The organism is Fluviicola sp., from assembly GCF_039596395.1.
Classification (GTDB): domain Bacteria; phylum Bacteroidota; class Bacteroidia; order Flavobacteriales_D; family Crocinitomicaceae; genus Fluviicola.
In genome coordinates, this window is record NZ_JBCNJT010000002.1 from 1,074,424 (window position 1) to 1,092,443 (window position 18,020).

Consider the following 18,020-nt stretch of genomic DNA (forward strand, 5'->3'; position numbering starts at 1 on the left):
TTAAACCGCGCTTAAAATGATGGTTGAATTATTTCCTCCGAACCCGAATGAGTTGGATAGTATGTGTTTGATGGAATTTCCTTCGGAATAACTGGTAACAGGAACGAGCCCGGTTTCTTCGATCGCCTGGCCGAAGTTCAGATTCGGAAGTAAAATCCCCTGATGTAAAGCTAAAATGGCGAAAACTGCTTCGATTCCTCCGGAAGCTGCCAATGTGTGGCCCGTGTAGGATTTCGTGGAACTGAACGGAGGTACAGCTGATCCGAAAACGGTTTTGATGCCGTGCGATTCGGACAAATCGTTGTTTGGAGTTGCCGTTCCGTGTGCATTGATGTAATCAATATCGCCCGGAGTTAGCCCGGCTACTTTCAAAGCGCTTTTCATGGCTAAGGTTGCACCATAACCTTCCGGTGAGGAAGCTGTCTGGTGATAAGCATCGGAAGCATTGCCCCAGCCTGAAAGAACGGCCAAAGGTTTTTTTCCTGATTTTTGAAGAGTTTCTTCTGTTTCCAGCACCAAAAATCCGGCACCTTCGCCCAGGTTGATCCCTTTGCGTGTTTCGTCGAAAGGCCTGCACCATTCCTCGTCAAAGATCATCAGGGAACGGAATCCCGCAATGGTAAACTGGGAAAGTCCGTCTGTTCCGCCCACCACCACGCGGTCCAATTGTCCGCTCAGCAACATGCGTGCTCCGAGCATGATGGAATTGGCAGCAGATGAACAAGCCGTGGAAATGGTATTGACATATCCGTCAATTCCCAGTTCGTGTGCAATTTGTTCGCTGGTCGTTCCGCTGGAATGGTTTTTATAAACGCTTAGATCATCGCTTCCGTCTTTCAGGAAATCTTTGTAAGCTACTTCGCTCACATCCATTCCGCCTACAGAAGTTCCGGAAATCAATCCTGTACGTATTTCGGGGTTTAAGGGATGTCCTTTGAATGCTTCTTTTGCGGCAATCATACCAAGGATCGCTGTTCTGGAAGCTTCTTTCTTCAGCCCGAAGCGTTCGGTCAATTCGGAATTTGTCCAGGAAATCTCGCCCACTTTGAAACGTTCCGAATAGGGTTTTTGGCCTTGCCTGATGCCTGTTTTCTCAGAGCGTAAAGCAAGCAAGGTTTCTTCCGCGTTTTCGCCGATGGAAGAAATAATGCCATATCCGGTAACGTAGATGCGCATTTATTGGTTTTTAGAAATGTAATCCGCTAAAGTATTCACCGAGTGGAAAATCTCTTTCCCTTCACTTGGATCCGAGATCTTGATCCCGTAGTTGGAATCCAGCAAAACGATAAATTCAAGCGCATCGATTGAATCCAATCCAAGCCCGTCTTCCCCGAAAAGCGGAGCATCATCCTTGATGTCTGCCGGAGTAAGGTCTTCCAGGTTCAATTGCTCAATAATCTGTGCCTTTAGGTTTTCTTTTAAATCACTCATTTCTGTATTGTTTAATTAGAGTTGAAAGTTCAGTTTCTATGGAATGTTTGTCCTGTTCAGAACCGGTTAGCAAAAATAGGAAACATTCTTGTTCGCCATTCGTTTTTGCCTCTACCCAGGCACACAAACAGCAATTATTACCTTTATTTAACGCCATTTGTGCCCATTCCGAAAAATGTGCCGCGTTGAAGGATTCTTCTACGAAAAAACAGTTTTCGCCGTACCATTTGTGACGAATGCACAATTCGCCAGTAACAATGTTCGGCAAAGTGTACACAAAAAGGGAAGGGCTTGGATTATTCAGTTGCTCGTAGCTCTCTACAAACAGGTTGTCCGTATTCAGACTGGCAGAACTGTTCGCAAAGATCAATTGCAGGTCGTTTTCCAGGTCCGCATCTTCCGGGAAGAAAGGAAGCAGCAGTTCCGTTCCGATGAAAGCCATTTTGGAAAGCACATCCATTTTGTAGAACTTCGGGTATTCTGCTCCGAGTTGCTGGTATGCCGATTTCAACGGGTTTTCTTCGTTTTCGGTAATGAAAAGCCGCTCTCCGTTCAGAAAGGTCCCTTTCGGACTAACATAACTATGTGCTAAGATGTTCACGGCTGTTTTTCTAAGATTAAAGTGGCATTTCCTCCCCCGAAACCGGAAGCGGTTTTTAATACGGTATTCAGTTCCTTCGATTCCATGTGCCGGATAATATTCAACGGAACAGAAGTTCCTGTCTCCCGGAATCCAAGATTTGGGAACAAGGTGTTTTTCTCCATGGAAACAATGCTCATGATGGTTTCCAAAACTCCGGCAGCACCCAAAGTGTGGCCGAAATATCCTTTCATACTGTTGAGCGGTACCTGGTCCAGGTTTGTCCGGCCGAAAGCAATGCTTTCCATTTCGTCGTTGAAAACGGTTGCTGTTCCGTGGGCCGAAATGAAATCAATATCCGAAGCCTTTTTGCCGCTTCTTTTAAATGTTTTTTCAATGGAGCGAACCAATCCTTCTCCTGTTCTGGACGGGCCTGAAATGTGGTTGGCGTCGTTGGAAGAAGAACCGCCTTTGTAGAGAACGGAAAAACCGGCCGGTTTTTGGTTGGATACCAATACGATTCCGCATCCTTCCCCCAATACCGTTCCGTTACGGTCTTTGTCAAACGGTTTGCAGGTCTCATTACTCAGGGCAAACAAACTCTGAAAACCATAGGAAATGAATTCCGAAACGGCATCGATCCCGATCACAAGAACCTGATCGTATGTTTCTGCAAGCAGGTAATCTGCTGCTGTATTGATGGCCATTACTCCGGAAATACATGCATTTGAGATAATAAACACGTCTGTCCCCGGGAAAAATTCGTGAACAATTCCAGGAGTTCCCGCAAAGGTGTCTTCCGGAAGCAAGTCCATGTTTCCTTTCGTGGAACTGACAATAACTGCTGTTTTCCCGGATCCTGAAAAAACTGCTTTTGCTTTTTCAAGGGCCTCACGCAGCAACATATCGTAGCGGTTTTCCGTAATTTCTGCTCTTTTGGCAAGTGGGATGGGCGTTTCCTGGAAACCCGCTTTTTCATGGATCTGAATCCCGGAAATCCCGTTTGTGAACGCATCCACATGCTGTTCAACTGTATTCCCCAGCGGAGTTACCAATGAAAGTGCCTGTATGTAAACCGGTTTATCCATCAATCCAATCTTGTTTTTCTTCCCAAATGCGGTAGAATTCAGGCTTGATTAATTCCAGGGTCCGATCAGACGTAAACATAAATACCTGCATGGTCATCCCGGTTGCAGCAACTTGTTTGGTCGTGTTGTTGATTACTTCGTAACGGAATACGATCTTCGCAGAATCGTGCTGTTCCAAAATAACGTTTACCAAAGCTCCTTCCCCGTAAAAGATGGAAGCTTTGTGTGAAATCTCCGATTTGACTATCGGGATGAAATATCCCTGAGCGTGCACATCCAGGTATTCGATCCCGAAATCCCTTCCGAATTGCTCACGCGCATCTTCAAAGAACTTCAGGTAATTTCCATGCCATACAACACCCATAGCGTCCGTTTCGCTGAAACGGATGGGAATAAGAATGGATGATTTCAGGATTTTCATGCCAGAACAATTTTCATTTGACAGCTTACCAACACTTTTCCGTTTGCCTTTGCTGTTCCTTCCACCAGGTGAATGGCATCGAAAGTACTAAGCACCTGCACGGATGTTTCGATCAGGTCGTTTTCTTTTGCGGTGTCTTCTACTTTTACCTGTGTCACTGCGCCGATGAAGCCCAGTTTCGGTTCGCCGCCTTCTACCAGGCTGTTCAAATACCCGAAACCTGCCGCACAGGTTTGTGCAATGTTCTCAATCAACGCAGACTCGGAGAGTACCTGGTTTTCCAAAAACAAATTATCGGATGCAATCCTGAATTCGGTTTTGAAGCCCGTTTCGTTTGCCGACAACAAGCTGTCAATCATTACGAAGGGAGCTCTTTGCGGGATGATGGATGTAATATTTTCTTGATTAATCAACATAATATTCAAAAAAGTTAAACCATTGGGTAGGACTTGCTTTCACTTGTTCTTCCAGATGTTTGACATACATTTCTGCAATTTTCTCAGGGGACTCGAACGTTGTGATCGGATCCGTAGCGCTTAATTCGTAATGCGTACTTCCTGATTTAACGGCATATACAAAGGTAAGCGGAACTTTGAATTTATGCGCCATAATAAATGGTCCGGCAGGGAATTCCGCAAAACCGTTCAAAAAAGGCAATTTAAAGTTCTTTTGACCGGGAGTTGTCCGGTCTGCGTGCAAAGCAATCAGTTCATTGCGTTTCAAGGCCTGATGGATCAGGATGAGGTGCGAAAGATCGTCTTTGATCGGAATAAGCTGGTATTGAGCTTTCCCGGCAGAATCTTCGATAAAAGCTTTGATTTTCTGAACTTCGGCGTCGAGCATCAGAATATTGATCTTCAGGGTGATCCGCTGTCCGAGCATGTTCCCGGCATTTTCCCAGTTCCCGACATGTGCTGAGAATAGAAATCCGCCTTTCCCGGCTTCATTCATTTTGATCAAGGCTTCTTCGTTGTTGAAACGAAAGGTAAAGATTTTCTTTCTGGGCGTTTTGAGTGCTATCCGGTCAATCAGTGTTTGCCCGAAGAGGTACAGATTCTTTGCTGTTGCCCGGATTGCTTTTCCTTTGCTGTAATGAAATCCTTTTTGATAAAAGGAAACCAATGCTTTGCGCGGTTTGCGGGAAAATAACAGGAAATAACCGGAAACCCCGATGCAAAAGAAGTAAGCAAAACGAACTCCTAAAAATCGAATAGAGTAAATAAAGAACTTATATCCCCAAAGCGAACCCTTGGTTTTACCATCCCATTTTTGTTCCATCCACTCTTAAGCGTTCAAACGTTGTTCAACTAAATCATAGAAATCGTTGAACGTCTCAATGGTTTTAAAATCTTCTGCAGTTGGTTTAATTCCCAGGTTTTCCTCAATAACAACTACCAGGTCAACGTAGTCCAGGCTGTCCAGGTCTAACGTTTGCTGTAAGTTGTTTTCCGGTTGGATCAATGCTGCATCAACTTCAAATTCGTCTGATAAAAACTGTTTTGTAGTAAGAATGATGTCTTCTCTTTTCATGTGTAGGTAACTCTATTTTTTAAACTTTTTGATAATCAATGAGGAGTTTGTTCCTCCAAATCCGAAGGAATTCGACAGGAAACAATCAATATTCTGTTCTTTGTAGCTTGGAATGATATTGATCTTTTCCGAATGTTCATCCGGATTTTCAAAATTAATATTGGGTGCAATAAAATCATTATTCATCATCAACAGGGAATAAACGATTTCACTTGCCCCGGCCATCCAGCATTCATGTCCGGTCATACTCTTGGTAGAACTGACAGGAACTTTGGAGCCCAGTACGCCGAAAATGGCTTCTGCTTCCGTTGAATCCCCTATCGGAGTGGAAGTAGCATGCGCATTTACATAGTCGATATCTTTTGGTGTTAAATTCGCTTGTTTCAAAGCCATGTTCAGAGAACGGAACTGGCCGTCGAAATTCGGGTTGGAGATATGGTCACCGTTTGAAGAGAAACCGAATCCAACGATTTCCCCGTAAATCGGGGCATTTCTTTTCAAAGCAGATTCCAATGACTCGATGATCACGGTAGCCGCACCACCTGAAGGAACCAATCCGTCGCGGTCTCTGTCGAACGGACGGCTAGCCATGGACGGAGCAGCATCTCTTACCGAAAATGCGCCCAAACCATCAAAGCTGGCCATAGCATACACGTTGATTTCCTGTGCACCTCCACAAACTACGCGTTCCTGCAATCCTTGCTTGATCAGCAAATATCCCATCCCGATGGAATGAGAACCGGAAGCACAAGCTGCGGAAATGGTGAAGTTCATACCTTTCAGTTTATAGATCGTTGAAAGGTTCATATTCACCGTTGAATTCATATTCTGAAAAATATCCCCGCTTCCGATCAGCGTGGTATTCTTTTTCGTACGTACTTTATCAACGGTCTCAATCACAGCACCTGCCGTTGAATCGTTCCCGAAAATGATTCCGGTTTCCGTTTTATCCAAAAAGTCTGCATCCAGTCCGGAACCTTCCATGGCTTCTTTCGTTGACATGAAGGCATAACGGGCTGGCTGGTGCATTCCAATACGCTGGCGGCGCGACAAAAACGGGTTCAAATCCGGTTCTGCCACCATTCCCGTAAAGCAGGAACGGTAACCGAAGTCTTTACGCTGCTCATCGTAAATAACTCCACTACGGCCAAGGCGCAGGGATTCCAGAACTGTGTCCAGGTTCTCACCCAAACACGAGTAGGCACCAATTCCGGTAATTACTACACGATGTTCCATCTTAAGCGTAAATTCCTCCGTTAATATTAATTACTTCTCCAGTTATATAGGCTGCTTTTTCAGACGCCAAAAAACTCGCAAGATACGCTACTTCTTCCACTTTTCCAAAGCGGTTTGCAGGAACCATTCGTTTTAATTCATTCATATCCAGGTCGCTAGTCATGTCCGACTCAATGAACCCCGGAGCGATTGCATTTACGGTAATGTTCCGTTTCGCGATCTCTTGCGAAAGTGCCTTCGTAGCAGCAATCATGCCACCTTTTGCGGCAGAATAATTCGTTTGTCCCGGAACACCTTTCAATCCGCTCAAAGAAGCAATATTGATGATGCGTCCGCTTCGTTGTCTCAACATACGTTGTATAATTGCTTGTGTGCAGTTATACATTCCTTTCAAGGAAGTGTTCAATACAGCATCCCAATCGTCTTCCGTAACCCAAGGGAACAGGTTGTCTTTGGTGATCCCTGCATTGTTTACCAATACATGAATAATTCCTTCCGGATTGTTGGCATACCAATTCTCAACAGCAGCTTTTACAGCAGCGCCGTCTTTTACGTCAAAATGCATCAATTCACCTGTTCCGCCTGCTTGCTGGATCAGGTTCAGTGTTTCTTCGGCTGCAGCTTGATTGGCAGCGTAATTGATTAAGATATGCAGGTTCAGGTCCTGGGATAGCTGCAATGCAATCGCACGTCCAATTCCTCGGGATGCACCTGTGATTAGAGCACATTTCATAGGGCAAGAGTTGTTTTCTTAAGGGTGTTTGTTACGTTTCGAATAGCTTCAAATTGCGGAATGTCCTCGTTAATCGTAGGAGACACCGCACGAATTTGATTATAAATTTCTGTTGTTTTCGAAGAAAGTTTGTTTCTTTTGGTTTCATCGAGTAAATCGATAGCCTGGCAAACAGACATCATGTGAATGGCCATTACCTGGAATCCGTTTTCGATCACTTTTTTGGTAATCACCGCACTGTTGGTTCCCATACTCACGATATCCTGGTTGTCGTTGTTGTTGGAAATACTGTGCACGTACATCGGATTGGAAAGCATTTGGTTTTCAGCAGTTGTTGAAGTTGCCGTAAACTGCATTCCCTGGATCCCGAAATTCAACCCTAAAGTCTGAGTGTTCAGGAACGGAGGGAACACGCCGTTGATCTTGCTGTTCAGCAGGAAGTTCAATTGTCTTTCCGCCAGCATGGTCAATTTCGTGATTACCAATTTGATCTTATCCATTTCCAGTGAAATGTAATCCCCGTGGAAGTTACCTCCGTGGAATACGTTTTCACGCTCCAGGCTCACTACCGGGTTGTCATTCGTGGAATTGATCTCGTTTTCAATGATTGTTTTTGCATAATCCAGGGTGTCTTTTACAGGACCAAGGATTTGCGGGATGCATCGAATGGAATAATATTCCTGGATTTTTTTCTTGAATTCAGTGGTTTCAGCCACTTTGTCGTCTGTGAAAAGCTCTTCCCGTTTTTTGATCAGGGTGCTGTCTTTCAGGAATTCACGCATGGATTTGGCAACGGACTGCTGACCCGCGTGTAATTTTACCTCGTTCAAACCTACGGAGAAAGAATCGTCATAAGCTTCCACGATCTCGTTGATCATGGTAGAAGCTGCAATCGCCCAATCCAATAAACGGTAGGAGTAGATCAAATTCACAGAACCGATTCCCGACATGCAGGAAGTTCCGTTCATCAATCCCAATCCGTCACGCAATTTCACTTTCAGCGGAGTAATGTTCTTTTCAGCCAATACTTCGGAAGTTTTTCTGCGAACACCATCCACGTATACATATCCTTCACCGATCAGGTTTAGCGCCAAATGTGCCAATTGAACCAAATCGCCGCTTGCACCGACACCACCGTGTTCGTAGATTTCCGGAATAATATCGTGATTCAGGAATTGCACCAGTTTTTCGATCACTCCGTAGCTCACCCCTGAATTTCCCTGCATGAAATTGGTCAGGCGGGAAAGCACCACTGCTCTTGCAGATTCCGCATCCAGCACATTTCCTGTTCCGGAAGAGTGACTGCGGATCAAATTATACTGAAGCTGGTTTAACTTGTCTTCATCGATCTTGAACTGAGCCATTGGCCCGAACCCGGTATTGATACCGTAGATAATCTTATCGCTTGAAAAATCCTGCAGGAAAGAGAACGAGCGTTCCAGTTCCTTGCGAACATCGTCGGAAATAACGTATTCCTTTTTTTCAAGGCTAAAAGCTTCAATCTGTTTGAGATCCAGTTTGTTCATGTAATTTGTAAGAGGAGAGTGACTTATTTCGGTAATTTAACTTCAAGAATAGTGTGGAAACGGTCCTCGTGAAGAGGATGTTCTTTAACAGTTTCGAAACCTGCTTTTTCAATGATGTATTTCAAAGCGGAAGAGGAATACATTTTACTGTTTCCGTTTGCCATAGCCGTGAAATAAAGTGAAGTAGCAATCAGGCTGAATTCAGCAGCAGGAAAACGCTGATCATCGATGAATGTTTCCATGATGAAGATCGTAGCGTCCGGCTTCATGTTCTTTTTGATCTTCAGCAGGATCGCTTCAATTTCTTTTTCACTGAAACAGTCCAGGAACTGGCTCATCCAGTAAACGTCTGCTCCGGCAGGGATTTCAGATTCCGGATCGAGCATGTTGCGCTCGTTGTAATCCACGCGGTCTTTGATTTCCGGAATAGCATCGATGTTTGCCTTTGCCACTTTTAACTGTACACCCAAATCGAAAATACTTACGCGTACATTCGGGTCGTGTTTCGTGCTTGCAATGGCCCATTTCCCAGTGTTTCCACCGATATCAAAAATGTGTTTCGGATCGTGACGGAAGATAATCTTCAACGCTTCCCCGAAGGAATTGTCTGAATAATGATGATCGAACTCGAACCAGGAAGTCTTCAACGGCTCCGGAAGAAGCGATAACCCTTCGTAAATGGTGTTCCACGGACCGATTTCTTTCAAACCTTCCGGTTTCCCGTTCAAAATGGAATCTTTCAGGTGAAAAAGCCCTTTGTAACAAATATCCTGGGTAAACATCATGTTCACTTTGGTCATCTCATCCCTGGTCAGAAAGTAACCAATTTTGGAAAGGGTGTATCTGTCGTCGGTCAATTCAAGTACGTCTGCTGCTTTGGCCATTTCCACCAACACACGGACACCGTACTCGCTGATGTTTTTGCGTTTGGCAATTTCTTCGATTGTCAACCCGTCTCTTTCTTCATACAATTCATCCAGAATACCAAGGCTGTACATGGTATACACTGTTTGGAATACAAACGGACTAAAGGCAATTTTCTGAGCCTCGTACAAAGAGTTTAATGCTTTCATGGGTTCAATCTATACCGAATTTGAGTTTAGTTACTTGCCGTTCGATCAGGGTTAATTTAAAATGTGGCGTCAAAGTTAGGAAAAAAAAATAGTTTCTGGCTTTTATGTGAATTCTTCATCCGATGTAAATTGCTAAAATCAGGGAGTTTGAAGTACCGGAAGAGGTATTTCATTAATTTTGAAGCCGAATGAACGAAGAATTTGACGTCACCATCATCGGTTCGGGAGTAAGTGGGTTACTTTCCGCGGCTTTGCTTTCCAGGTCGGGAATGAAAGTACTGGTACTGGAAAAACATTACCTGATCGGTGGTTATTTACAGGGATTTGAGCGCAAAGACTTTGTATTTGATACGGCAATTCACTGGTTGAACCAATACAACGAACGGGGTACGGTTACCCGCGTTTTTAAAATGCTGGGAGAAGATTATCCGAAACCGCAGTTGATGGAGCGCATTCAGCGCCATATTTCTACCAACCACGATTACTTGCTGACAAACAACCCGGATAAGTTGCGCGATCAGCTGATACTCGATTTCCCGCATGAAAAAGAAGGAATAGTGCGGTTTTTCAAGGTGGCAAAGCGCATTGCGAAGGTTTCTTTGCGATTTGACGAGTTTTTCCAATCCATTGAAACCAAATCTCCGCTGGAAATCCCGTTCTTCCGCATGAAGCAGCTCAGCATTATTTACCCGTTGATTCCTTATGCCATCAGTGGCGGTGGAGACGAAGGTGTGAAAAAAGGATTGAGCAAGTTTTTCAGGGATCCGGCGCTTCAGGAGCTTTTCTGCACCGAGCGCGATTTGCTTTCCTGTATTTTCCCGATTGCCTGGGCGTATAATTCCGATTACCAGAATCCGCCGATCGGTGGAAGCCAGGTGATTCCTGCGTGGTTGGAAAAACAAGTGGTTCCGGAAAAATGTGAAGTGCGCCTGAGTTCCGAGGTCGTTGGATTTGATTTCGAGAACGAATTAATAACAGCGGTTCGCTATAAAAACCGGGCGAAAGAATATACGGTCAAAACGAAATACGTCATTGCGGCTTGTGATGTGGATTTCCTGTACCGCAAATTGGTCCCGGAAAACCTGGTTCCGCCTAAATTCTTCGAAACCCTGAATGATTCCGAAATGTACAGTTCGTCCGTAACGATCTCCGTTGCCCTGGATTGCACAGCAGAAAGTTTAGGTTTCGGGCATGAGTTGACACTCGTTTGCGAGGAATCAAGCACACGCGACGAACACAGTTCCGGAGATCCGCATAAATCGGCCATTTCTGTTTTGGCACCAACGGTTCGCGATCACACACTTGCTCCGGAAGGAAAGGGAACGATTACGCTTTATGTTCCGGCGTGGATGGATTACATGAATAATTGGCAAACCGAAAAGAATGCAAAAGGCGATTTTGTACGTACGGAAGCTTACAAAAAGCTGAAAGATGATTTTGCTCAGATTATTTTCGAACGGGTGGAAGCCAAAATGTGTCCGGATCTGCGGAAGCACATTTTATTCTACGAAGTAGCTACTCCGGTTACTTACTACCGCTATACAGGCAATAAGAATGGTTCCATGATGGGAACGCGACCGGGAAAAAAGAACATGCAAAGCAAAATTGCACATTACCGCACACCGGTAAAAAACCTGATCATCGGCGGACAATGGGCAGAATTGGGCGGTGGTGTTCCGATTGCTGTGAAAACCGCTTTCAATGCCTCTTTGATTGTTTTGAAAAAGTGGGACAAACCGAAATTCAAAAAATTACTGAATGCATACAAAAAGGGTATAAAACTCACATCATGAGATATTTTTGTAGCTTTGCCGCCTAATTATTTCTCCTAATCTCCGAAACTAACACGAATGATCGGTCAAATTTGCGCTCGAATTGTTGAATTTTTTCTTAAAAAAAGACTTGCTTTCTGGGGAAGTTTTGTACTCGTGCTTGCGTTTTTGGGTGTTGGTGTTTCCAAACTGAAGATTAACGAAGATTTGTATGCCATTTTCCCGCAAGGAAAGGAGTTTAAGAAATTCAATGACATCGTTCAAAAGAACAAGCTCAATAAACAGGTTGTTTTTTCCATCAAAGCGCAGGAAGACGAGGAAGTCACCCTGGAGAAACTGGAAAACCTGAAGGCGGATCTCGAAAAGCAATTCCCCGATGAATTAAAAGATATTGAAGTTGTAAAGAGCGTGGATGAAGGTGCATTGATTGCCTTTCTTCAAAAAAGTTCGGTACGCAATCTTACAAGCGCTGATTACAACGAAATCCAGGGAAAACTCGAAAAAGATTCGATCAAAAGGGGCCTTCAGCGAACAGCTCATTTACTGACCGGACCCAATGCATTTTTCGTCAGCAAACTGGCAGCGAATGATCCGTTGGGATTGTTCTACGGGCAATTGAAACAACTGAACCCGAATACCGACTCCAGCAACTATGTGGTGAAAGACGGCGTGGTGTATTCCCGGGACGAGCAGTATGCTTTTTTCTTCGGAACCATTGACCTGAACCAGAAAGACACGAAAAAACTGGAGAAATTCGCAGATCGCCTGGAGAAATTCAAGCAAACAAAGGCAAAGGAGAAAGGACTGAATTTTGACTACTTCGGAACGTTCCAGATTGCTGTTGCAAACGCCAAACAAGTGAAGTCTGATTCATTCCTGACTTCCATCATCAGTGTTTCGGCGATTTTATTGTTGTTGATCCTTTATTACAGAAGCATTCTGGCTCCATTCTATTTCCTGCTTCCCGGGTTCTTCGGAATCCTGAGCGGTGCCGGATTGGTCGGTTATCTGCATCCGGAAATATCGGCAATCTCATTGGCAACATCTTCAGTGCTACTTGGAATTGTGTTGGATTATTCCTTCCATTTCTTTACACATTTGAAGCACTTGGGAAGTGTGGTAAAAACAGTGAAAGAAATCAGTTCACCGATGATGTTGGGAAGTTTTACCACCATTGCAGCCCTGGGAGCCCTGCTCTTTACCAATTCGGTGGTTCTTCAGAATTTTGGTCTGATTGCACTTTGCACGCTTTCCGGTTCGGTACTCTTTACCTTGCTTTTCCTGCCGGTCCTCATCGAAAGTCTGAATATCCGGATCAAAGACAAGGAAAACTATAAATTTAATTTCAAACTAAATAAAACATTTGTAAGAGTCTCGTTTTTGCTGATCACTTTGGTTTCTTTGGTGTTTTTGTATCACTCAACCAATGTGAATTTTGATTCGGACATGAACAACCTTTCATTCCATACTTCCGGGTTAAAACAGAAAGAAAAATTCTACACAGGCATCAACCCGAATACGGACAAGAAACTGTTTGTATTTTCATCTGCTCCAACCATGGAGGCCGCGCGTTCTCAAAACGATGCGGTCTATCAAAAATTTGTGTCTACGAAGGAACACTATGGTATTTCGGAATTTGTTTCCTTGGCTCCTTATTTGCCTTCGGAAAGAACCTTGAAAGAAACCGAAGAACGCTGGCTTCAGTTCTGGAAGAAAAATCAGCAGGTAGAAGCGCAAATCAATGAACTTGCACCGCAGTACGGTTTGAATGCGGCCGGTTTCCAGCCTTTTTTCAATGCCACAAAATCAGTGACTTTTGATCGGGCTGAAGGAGAAGAATTGGTAGCAGAAATAGGGTTGAATAAATTTGTTTCGGAAGACCGGGGAAGACATACCTATGTGACTTCCATTACGGTGAAGAAAGACAAGCAGGAACTCGTGAAGGAGCAATTGAACCGGATCGACGGTATTTTTGTCCTCGATATTTCAGAAATGGCAAAATCGATGCTGAATGTGGTGAAACAAGACTTCGATTACCTGTTCTTATTCTCCTCCTTACTGGTATTCTTTTCCATTTTGGTCATTTACGGAAGGATCGAACTAACCTTGTTTGCTTTCTTCCCGATGGTGCTGGGCTGGATCTGGATCCTGGGAATCGCCAGCCTGTTTGATATTCCGTTCAACTTCATCAATATCATTGTGGCGACCTTCATCTTCGGTTTGGGAGATGACTTCAGTATTTTCACCACCGACGGATTGATCCAGCAGGCACGGACCGGTGTAAATTCGCTGAAATCCACGCAGTCGGGAATTATTCTTTCCGGGATCGCAACGATGATCGGAACGGGTGTACTGATCTTCGCGAAGCATCCTGCAATTCATTCCATCGGTGCAATCAGTGTTATCGGGATTGGGTCGATCATGCTGATTACCTTGTATGTTCAGCCACGCATTTACAATTTCTTTGTATTGAACCGCAAGAAAAAAGGCCGCGGGCCGATCACCTTTTTCTACTTCATTTACAGTTTGCTGCTGTTCTTCTACTTCTTCCTCGGAAGTTTGATCCTGAATATCTTACTGATCTTCGTGTTGATCCCAACCCCGATCAGCCGCATAAAAAAACAGGAGATCCTGAACTTCTCCATTTCCAAATTGGCTAAATCCACCTTGTATGCCGGCCTGCACGTGGAGAAGAGAATTATAGACAAGCAACGTTTGAATTACAGGAACCCAAGTATCATCATCGCAAATCACACTTCGTTTTTGGATATTCTGGTGGTGCTGATGCTTAATCCCAAAACGATTATTATGGTTAAGAAATGGGTATACAATTCGCCTATTTTTGCTCCTTTTATTCGCTACGGAGGATATTTATTTGCTGAAGAAGGTGCAGACGGGAATTTGGGAGAGATCAAAAAGAGGATCAGCGAAGGATATTCCATTGTCATTTTCCCGGAAGGAACGCGAAGTCCGGATGGTGAGATCAAACGTTTCCACAAAGGGGCATTTTATATTTCCAAAGAACTGAATATTCCGGTTCAGCCTTTGCTGATTTTAGGGAATCACGAAGTGAACCCGAAGAATGACCTGATCATCAACCAGGGGAAGATCCTGATAAAACCACTGCGACGTATGCGCGCACTGGAAAGAGAATCCTACAGTGAATTTTCCAAACGGGCAATGCGGGTGATGCGTGCCGAAATGGTGGAATTTCGCCGGGAATATGCGGATACGTCTTTCTATACCCGAAAAGTACTCGAGAATTATTTGCTGAAAGGCCCGGTTTTGGAATGGTACGTTCGTGTAAAATGGATGATGGAGCGCAAGAACTTTGATTTCTACAACCGCTTGATCGGCGACCGCAAACGCATTGTGGATGTGGGCTGTGGTTATGGTTATCTGTCTGTTTTCCTGAATTATTTTGATCCTTCGCGCGAGATTATCGGGATGGACTACGACGAAGACAAGGTTGCAGTGGCCGATAATTGTGTCAAGCGGTCAAACGGATTGAGTTTCCAGGCTGCAGATATTCGCCAATGGGACTTGCCGGAAGCAGACGTTTATTTCTTCAATGACGTGATTCATTACCTGCGTCCGGAAGAACAACTGGAATTGTTGCAGAAAGTAACTGCCAGACTCGGTGAAAACGGAATGATTATCATTCGTGACGGAATCATCGAATTCCAGGATAGATTGAAAAACACCAAATTAACAGAGACGCTTTCCACAAAATGGTTTAATTTTAATAAGACAACGAATGATTTGTCATTCCTGTCTGCGAAAGAGATTGAACGTTTTGCTCAGGAGAACGGATTCGGATTCGAATTGATCGAGCATTCTTCCAAGACGTCTAATGTATTGATGATCCTTAAAAGACTTTAAGTTGAACCCGGAACAAAAAATAGTAGTGATCGGTAGTGGTATCGGCGGTTTGGTAAGCGCATTGGTATTGGCTAAACACGGCTATAAAGTCCAGGTTCTGGAGAAAAATCACCAGGTTGGTGGTTCATTGCAGGTTTTCAGCCGCGATAAGAAAGTTTTTGATACCGGAGTCCATTACGTGGGAGGACTGGATAAAGGCGAGAATCTCTATAAAATTTTCAAGTATCTGGAGATCTATGACGACCTCGACATGAAACGCCTGGATGAAGATGCTTTCGATATTGTCCGGTTATCGAACGGAGTTACTGCGAAGCACGGGATGGGCTACACAACTTTCTCTCAGCAACTAAAAAATACGTTTCCGGAAAATGCAGCAGATATTGACCGGATTGTAGCAGAAATACAGCTTTATTGTACGTATTTCCCGCTTTACAACATCGAACTGGAATCAGAGATCAACTACGTGGAACATACGGAAGTACTGGAAGTAGGAGCGTGGGAGCACCTGGCTTCTTTTACGGATAACGAAGACCTGATCAAAATCATTCTGGGCTCCGGTCCTTTGTATGCCGGTTTGAAAGGAGTGACCCCGTTTTACGTCGTTGCGCTCATCCTGAACAGTTTCATCAAAGGAAGTTACCGCTTTGTGAACGGCGGCTCACAGATCGCGAAATTGCTGATGAAGAAGATTGCGGAGCACGGGGGCGAAGTGCTGAGACGAAAGGAAGTGACAGGAGCAAATTTCAGCGAATCAGGAACGATCGAATCACTGGTTTGTTCCGATGGAAGTCAGTTTCCCTGTGATTTTGTCATTTCCAACCTGCATCCGAAAGAAACGATTCATCTTTTAGGCAGAGAACGCTTCAAAACGGCTTATGCGAACCGCGTAAATGCGCTGCCGAATACGATTGCTTCGTTCATGATCTATTTGTCGCTGCACGAAAATACGCTGCCGTATTTCAACTCGAATTATTACGATTATTACACCGATAATATCTGGAACGAAGAATTCCACTTTTCGGAATCCTGGCCACAAATGACTTTTACGTCCGCGCAGGTTTCGAAAAACACGAAAGACTATGCAGAATCCATTTCGGTGATGTGTTACCTCGATTTTAACGAGTTTAAAGCCTGGGAGAACTCTGTTCGCACCGTTGTAAAGGAAGGAACGCGCGAAGAAACGTACGAAGCCTTTAAAAAAATGTGTGAAGAACGTGTGTTGAAGCGCCTGGAGGAACGTTTCCCGGGAATTCGTGAGAAAGTAAAAAATACTTATTCCTCCACACCGGTTACGTACCGGGATTATGTTTCCACCCCGGATGGTTCCATGTACGGAATCCAGAAGGATTTCAAACATACCCACAAGACGCAGATCAATACTAAAACGCACATTCCCAATTTGTTCCTGACAGGCCAGAACATTATTTTTCACGGAATTTTGGGCGCGACCATTGGCGCTCTTGTAACATCTTTTAATTTTGTAAACAATAAGCAAGTAATAGAAAAAATCAAAATGTATGACTAAAGAAGTTGATGTTGTTGTAATTGGCGCAGGTCCAGCGGGTTCTGTGGCTTCCTCTAAATTAATCAAAGAGGGTTTAAAGGTTTTGGTTTTGGAAAAAATGCAATTCCCGAGATTTGTAATCGGTGAAAGCTTATTGCCTCACAGTATGGATTACCTGGACGAGCTGAATCTTCTTCCTGCGGTTGAAGCGTTGAAATTTCAGGTGAAAACAGGAGCGTGCTTCTACCACGATGGAGAACGTTGTGATTTCCTGTTTGAAAACCAGTTTTCGAAAGGATGGTCGTATACATTCCAGGTAAAACGCGCTGATTTTGACCACGCATTGATCAAAGAAGTGGAAAAACAAGGTGCGGAAGTGGAATTCCAGGCCGAAGTTACGGATGTGAAAACATCTGCAACGAAACAAGTAGTTACTTACCGCGATAAAAATGGCGATATCCATGAAGTTCATTGTCGTTTTGTAATGGATGCCAGTGGCTATGGCCGCGTACTTCCTCAAATGTTCGACCTCGAAGTTCCGGTTGCAACTCCGCCGCGTGGAGCAGTTTTCGCGCATTTGGACGATACCAGAAGAACTCCTGAAGACGGTAGAAATATCTTCGTTCACGCATTCAATGACAATACTGCATGGATCTGGTCCATTCCTTTTTCGGATGGAACAGCATCTGTTGGAATTGTAGGAAACAAAGAGTTTATCGAGGAATGTTATGCAGATGGCGGAAAGCTGTTCAAGCAAAAAGTAGCTGAATTTCCTGGTTTGAACGGTCGTTACGACGGTGTTGAATTCATGTTCGAGCCACGCCTGATCGTGAACTATGCAGTTTCTGTGAAACAGGTTTACGGAGAAGGATATGTACTGTGCGGAAACAGTACCGAATTCCTGGACCCGATCTTCAGTTCAGGAGTAACATTGGCGATTTCTTCCGGGTACAAAGCCGCTACGCTTGTTGCGAAGCAATTGAACGGCGGACAAGTGGACTGGGAGAATGACTACAGCGTCGTGTTGAAGAAGGGAATCGATGTATTCCGTACGTATGTATTGGCGTGGTACGAAGGAACATTGGGAGAAATTTTCTTCAGCGAGAAAATAGACGAAACGATCCGGAAACAAATCTGTTCCGTATTGGCGGGCTACGTTTGGGATGAAACCAATCCGTTCGTGAAAAAGCACGCTACGCTGGTAAATGCAGTAGCACACATTGTGAAAATGTAATCAACGATGT

16 protein-coding genes are annotated in these 18,020 nt (G+C 44.3%); 4 read left to right on the forward strand and 12 right to left on the reverse strand.

The window, feature by feature from the left end:
- Genes ABDW02_RS13555 through ABDW02_RS13610 form a run of 12 tightly spaced genes read right to left on the reverse strand, consistent with a single transcriptional unit; the run spans position 1 to position 9,618 of the window.
- Positions 1-1,176 (reverse strand): beta-ketoacyl-[acyl-carrier-protein] synthase family protein, encoded by a 1,176-nt coding sequence (locus tag ABDW02_RS13555; RefSeq protein ID WP_343635284.1) that lies wholly within the window; start codon positions 1,174-1,176, stop codon positions 1-3.
- Positions 1,177-1,431: a phosphopantetheine-binding protein gene (locus ABDW02_RS13560; protein WP_343635286.1), complete on the reverse strand. Its 255-nt coding sequence runs from the start codon at positions 1,429-1,431 to the stop codon at positions 1,177-1,179.
- A complete protein-coding gene (locus tag ABDW02_RS13565; protein ID WP_343635288.1) occupies positions 1,424-2,032 on the reverse strand; it encodes a 3-oxoacyl-ACP synthase in 609 nt (202 codons plus the stop codon). The genes ABDW02_RS13560 and ABDW02_RS13565 overlap by 8 nt, the downstream gene beginning before the upstream one ends.
- Positions 2,029-3,099, reverse strand: coding sequence for a beta-ketoacyl synthase N-terminal-like domain-containing protein (locus ABDW02_RS13570; RefSeq protein WP_343635290.1), 1,071 nt, complete (start codon positions 3,097-3,099; stop codon positions 2,029-2,031). The genes ABDW02_RS13565 and ABDW02_RS13570 overlap by 4 nt, the downstream gene beginning before the upstream one ends.
- The gene (locus tag ABDW02_RS13575; RefSeq protein WP_343635292.1) at positions 3,092-3,520 is read right to left on the reverse strand and encodes a thioesterase family protein; all 429 of its coding nucleotides are present in this window, start codon (positions 3,518-3,520) and stop codon (positions 3,092-3,094) included. Before ABDW02_RS13575 ends, ABDW02_RS13570 begins: the two co-directional genes overlap by 8 nt.
- Positions 3,517-3,936 (reverse strand): hypothetical protein, encoded by a 420-nt coding sequence (locus tag ABDW02_RS13580; RefSeq protein ID WP_343635295.1) that lies wholly within the window; start codon positions 3,934-3,936, stop codon positions 3,517-3,519. The genes ABDW02_RS13575 and ABDW02_RS13580 overlap by 4 nt, the downstream gene beginning before the upstream one ends.
- Positions 3,926-4,798, reverse strand: coding sequence for a lipid A biosynthesis acyltransferase (locus ABDW02_RS13585; protein WP_343635297.1), 873 nt, complete (start codon positions 4,796-4,798; stop codon positions 3,926-3,928). Before ABDW02_RS13585 ends, ABDW02_RS13580 begins: the two co-directional genes overlap by 11 nt.
- Before the next feature lie 6 nt (positions 4,799-4,804).
- The gene (locus tag ABDW02_RS13590) at positions 4,805-5,050 is read right to left on the reverse strand and encodes an acyl carrier protein (protein ID WP_294670832.1); all 246 of its coding nucleotides are present in this window, start codon (positions 5,048-5,050) and stop codon (positions 4,805-4,807) included.
- Positions 5,051-5,062: 12 nt separating this feature from the next.
- Positions 5,063-6,286, reverse strand: a complete 1,224-nt coding sequence (locus ABDW02_RS13595; protein ID WP_343635300.1) for a beta-ketoacyl-[acyl-carrier-protein] synthase family protein — start codon at positions 6,284-6,286, stop codon at positions 5,063-5,065.
- 1 nt (position 6,287) lies between these two features.
- Entirely contained in the window at positions 6,288-7,019 is a 732-nt protein-coding gene (gene fabG, locus ABDW02_RS13600) for a 3-oxoacyl-ACP reductase FabG (RefSeq protein ID WP_343635302.1), read from the reverse strand.
- Positions 7,016-8,545 carry an aromatic amino acid ammonia-lyase gene (locus ABDW02_RS13605; protein ID WP_343635304.1) on the reverse strand — a complete coding sequence of 510 codons (1,530 nt, stop codon included), beginning with the start codon at positions 8,543-8,545 and terminating at the stop codon, positions 7,016-7,018. The genes fabG and ABDW02_RS13605 overlap by 4 nt, the downstream gene beginning before the upstream one ends.
- 23 nt (positions 8,546-8,568) lie before the next feature.
- Complete coding sequence (locus tag ABDW02_RS13610) at positions 8,569-9,618, reverse strand: methyltransferase (protein WP_343635306.1); 1,050 nt, start codon at positions 9,616-9,618, stop codon at positions 8,569-8,571.
- 188 nt (positions 9,619-9,806) lie between these two features.
- Here ABDW02_RS13610 and ABDW02_RS13615 point away from each other — a divergent pair, with 188 nt between their 5' ends.
- The 4 genes from ABDW02_RS13615 to ABDW02_RS13630 all read left to right on the forward strand — a co-directional run bounded on the left by ABDW02_RS13615 (position 9,807) and on the right by ABDW02_RS13630 (position 18,010).
- Entirely contained in the window at positions 9,807-11,411 is a 1,605-nt protein-coding gene (locus ABDW02_RS13615) for an NAD(P)/FAD-dependent oxidoreductase (RefSeq protein ID WP_343635308.1), read from the forward strand.
- A gap of 135 nt (positions 11,412-11,546) precedes the next feature.
- Positions 11,547-15,272: a 1-acyl-sn-glycerol-3-phosphate acyltransferase gene (locus ABDW02_RS13620; protein ID WP_343635310.1), complete on the forward strand. Its 3,726-nt coding sequence runs from the start codon at positions 11,547-11,549 to the stop codon at positions 15,270-15,272.
- 1 nt (position 15,273) lies between these two features.
- On the forward strand, positions 15,274-16,797 hold the full coding sequence (locus ABDW02_RS13625; protein WP_343635312.1) for an NAD(P)/FAD-dependent oxidoreductase: 1,524 nt from the start codon (positions 15,274-15,276) through the stop codon (positions 16,795-16,797).
- Positions 16,790-18,010 carry an NAD(P)/FAD-dependent oxidoreductase gene (locus tag ABDW02_RS13630; RefSeq protein ID WP_343635314.1) on the forward strand — a complete coding sequence of 407 codons (1,221 nt, stop codon included), beginning with the start codon at positions 16,790-16,792 and terminating at the stop codon, positions 18,008-18,010. Before ABDW02_RS13625 ends, ABDW02_RS13630 begins: the two co-directional genes overlap by 8 nt.
- Positions 18,011-18,020: the final 10 nt, after the last annotated feature.

What these genes read in the sequence shown, in the direction of transcription:
- ABDW02_RS13555 (WP_343635284.1), bottom strand. Translation starts at nt 1,176, where the DNA reads ATGCGCATCTACGTTACCGGATATGGCATTATTTCTTCCATCGGCGAA.
- ABDW02_RS13560 (WP_343635286.1), bottom strand. Translation starts at nt 1,431, where the DNA reads ATGAGTGATTTAAAAGAAAACCTAAAGGCACAGATTATTGAGCAATTG.
- ABDW02_RS13570 (WP_343635290.1), bottom strand. Translation starts at nt 3,099, where the DNA reads ATGGATAAACCGGTTTACATACAGGCACTTTCATTGGTAACTCCGCTG.
- ABDW02_RS13575 (WP_343635292.1), bottom strand. Translation starts at nt 3,520, where the DNA reads ATGAAAATCCTGAAATCATCCATTCTTATTCCCATCCGTTTCAGCGAA.
- ABDW02_RS13580 (WP_343635295.1), bottom strand. Translation starts at nt 3,936, where the DNA reads ATGTTGATTAATCAAGAAAATATTACATCCATCATCCCGCAAAGAGCT.
- ABDW02_RS13585 (WP_343635297.1), bottom strand. Translation starts at nt 4,798, where the DNA reads ATGGAACAAAAATGGGATGGTAAAACCAAGGGTTCGCTTTGGGGATAT.
- ABDW02_RS13590 (WP_294670832.1), bottom strand. Translation starts at nt 5,050, where the DNA reads ATGAAAAGAGAAGACATCATTCTTACTACAAAACAGTTTTTATCAGAC.
- ABDW02_RS13595 (WP_343635300.1), bottom strand. Translation starts at nt 6,286, where the DNA reads ATGGAACATCGTGTAGTAATTACCGGAATTGGTGCCTACTCGTGTTTG.
- fabG (WP_343635302.1), bottom strand. Translation starts at nt 7,019, where the DNA reads ATGAAATGTGCTCTAATCACAGGTGCATCCCGAGGAATTGGACGTGCG.
- ABDW02_RS13605 (WP_343635304.1), bottom strand. Translation starts at nt 8,545, where the DNA reads ATGAACAAACTGGATCTCAAACAGATTGAAGCTTTTAGCCTTGAAAAA.
- ABDW02_RS13610 (WP_343635306.1), bottom strand. Translation starts at nt 9,618, where the DNA reads ATGAAAGCATTAAACTCTTTGTACGAGGCTCAGAAAATTGCCTTTAGT.
- ABDW02_RS13615 (WP_343635308.1), top strand. Translation starts at nt 9,807, where the DNA reads ATGAACGAAGAATTTGACGTCACCATCATCGGTTCGGGAGTAAGTGGG.
- ABDW02_RS13630 (WP_343635314.1), top strand. Translation starts at nt 16,790, where the DNA reads ATGACTAAAGAAGTTGATGTTGTTGTAATTGGCGCAGGTCCAGCGGGT.